This window comes from uncultured Faecalicoccus sp. (assembly GCF_944325745.1).
Lineage (GTDB): Bacteria > Bacillota_I > Bacilli_A > Erysipelotrichales > Erysipelotrichaceae > Faecalicoccus.
Map to the genome: position 1 here is coordinate 1 of NZ_CALVBG010000100.1, position 2,732 is coordinate 2,732.

2 protein-coding genes are annotated in these 2,732 nt (G+C 39.6%); both read right to left on the reverse strand.

Annotation, left to right across the window (positions count from 1 at the left end; all coding sequences use genetic code 11):
- Positions 1 to 150: 150 nt before the first annotated feature.
- On the reverse strand, positions 151 to 2,271 hold the full coding sequence (ppk1, locus tag Q0J48_RS06995; RefSeq protein ID WP_296242770.1) for a polyphosphate kinase 1: 2,121 nt from the start codon (positions 2,269 to 2,271) through the stop codon (positions 151 to 153).
- 6 nt (positions 2,272 to 2,277) lie between these two features.
- The coding region (locus Q0J48_RS07000; RefSeq protein ID WP_296242771.1) for a hypothetical protein at positions 2,278 to 2,732 on the reverse strand (455 nt) is incomplete at its 5' end.

A 2,732-nucleotide genomic window follows, 5' to 3' on the forward strand; every position in this document is an offset into this window, starting at 1 on the left:
AGGTTTCGTTTCTTGTTCAGTTTTCAAAGATCTCTCACGCCGCTCTCCGCGCCGTGCTCAGTTATATTACCAAATCTAAAGAATGTCGTCAACACTTTTTTCAAAAATATTTCCATAAAAAAAGAAGCCTTTCAAAAGACTTCTTCTGATCTATCCTTGAAACCAATGTTTCAATTGTTCGATCCAGGACATCTTTGGTTGATTTTCAATCTCTTGTGCTTCCTGAATCGCTTTTTTCATACAGTATTCCTGGGCAATAAACGGATCTTCTGCTGTTTCTATTTTTATATATTCCCCATTAGCACAAAGCTTTCTGGCTTTCATGTTATCTTTTAATAGAATTTCAAAATACTCCAGCAATTCTTGTTTCAACTTCGAATCGTGGATCGGACATCCGATCTCAACCCGTTTTTCAGTGTTACGAGTCATGAAATCAGCACTTGAGATATAAACAATTTGATCTTCTCCGGTTCCAAAACAATAGATCCGTGAATGCTCCAAGTAGCGTCCCACAATACTGTATACTTCAATATTTTCCGTGTACCCTTTTAATCCTGGCAGCAGGCAACAGATGCCGCGAATCACCATCTTGATCGTAACACCCGCCTGAGAAGCTTCTTGTAATTTCTTCATCAGATCCAGATCCGTCATCGAGTTCATCTTCAATAAGATCTGCGCCTCTTTTCCGGATTGCGCTTTTTTGATCTCGCGCTCGATCAACTTTAAGCACGTCTGTTTTAAGGAACTTGGCGAAACGATCAACTGGTCATACTCACCATTCAAATTTGCCAGAGCCATATTTTGGAAGAATGCAATCGCATCTTTTCCAATTGTTTCTTTCGATGTGATATAGGAAATATCCGTATACATCTTACTGGTCTTTTCGTTATAATTACCCGTACCAATCTGCGTGATCGTTTTCAACTGGCCATGACGGTCTTGAAGCGTGATCATACAAATCTTAGAATGGACCTTGTATTTTTCAAATCCGTAGATCACATTGCATCCTGAATCTTCGAGAAGTTCAGCGGCTTCAATATTGTGCTTTTCATCAAATCGAGCTCTGAGTTCCATCAACACAGTCACTTCTTTTCCGTTTTCAGCCGCCCTGGCCAGATAACGAACGATACGACTGTGACTGGCTAATCGATAGATTGTGATCTTGATCGAGTGAACCGCCGGATTTTCGGCCGCCTCTTTCAGCAACAACAAAAATGGTTCAATATCATGAAAAGGATAAAACAACAGACTGTCATGATCCAAGACCTGGTCAATGATCGATCGATGAAGCTGAAGATATTTATTCGGCTGCGGCTCAAATGGTTTATAAAGAAGAGGTGCGGTCACAACACTGGGGGCTTGCGAGATCACATCAAAAAGATGATTGAGTTCTAACGGCGTCTTTGACAAAAAAACTTGATTCTTTTCCAGTTTCAATTCTTGACAAAGATAAGAAACGAGCCCTTCTGGCGCCTCCTTATATAATTCCAAACGAATAGGCGCCAACCTTCCTCTTTTCTTCAAGATCTTTTTCATGTACTGACGATAGTCTTCGTCTTCATCGATTTCTTTTTCATCAAGGTTGATATCCGCATTGCGCGTGACCCGAACAATCGTTTTACTGCATACGACACTGTTTGAAAAGACCTTATTGACATTATGCAGAATGATCTGTTCCAAGAGCATGTAGTTGCCGTCGCCATCAGGAACATAGACAATACGATCTAAAAAACTCGGGACCGGAATAATCCCGATCCTTTTCTTTCCTTCATCCTTCACTTCCACAACAATATATAAAGCTTTATTCATCAAATGCGGAAAAGGATGATGATGATCGATGATCTGCGGACTCAACAAAGGAAAGACTTGCAGATCAAAATACTGATTGATAAATTTTAACTGCTTTTTTGATAACTGTTTTTTGGATAGTCCCGAAATATGCAAAGACTCCAATGTCTGATTAATATTTTTAACAACTGTATCACGCATCGCATAAAGATCGTGCACCTCCTGATAAATCATTTTCAATTGTTCCGAAGGGGTCAATCCGCTCTTTTTATCGATCTGTGCATCATCAATCAACGAAAGATCATATAAACTTCCGCAGCGAACCATAAAAAATTCATCCAGATTGCTTGTGAAGATCGATAAAAACTTGACGCGCTCCAACAAAGGCACACGAGGATCGCTTGCCTCTTCTAAAACTCTCTGATTGAATTTCAGCCAAGAAAGTTCACGATTTTGAGTAAAAGGATACAGTTTTTTATGCATAACAGTTTATTCTCCTAATATTTTTTCCATTAAATATCCTTCCCGCACCCCGTTCATAGAGACTTGGATCCGTTTTGCCTTAGTATATTGAGCAATCGTATCAATGATCAACAATCCAGGAAACATCGTATGAACACGATCCGGTTTCACTTTCAAGAAACGATGAATTGTTTTTCCTTCATCTTCCTGTAAATATTTCACGAGCTGTCTTATCATCGAAGCGTCAAACTCATAGACATCTTTTTCAATCCACCGCAAAGAAATCAATAATGACCGAATCGCTCGCATACTTCCGCCTGTCACGGAAAGATCTTCCGCTTTTAGGATGCTTTTCTTGCGATCAATCGTTGTTAACTCTTTTTCGATTCGCTCCTGGATCGTCTTGATCTCCGATTTGGTCGGGATGATATTTTTCACATATTTGTTATATAGATTAAGTGAACCAATAGGTAAGCTAGCCA

Bases quoted from the DNA above. Each gene is read 5' to 3' on its own strand.
- ppk1 (WP_296242770.1), bottom strand. From the start codon at position 2,271: ATGCATAAAAAACTGTATCCTTTTACTCAAAATCGTGAACTTTCTTGG.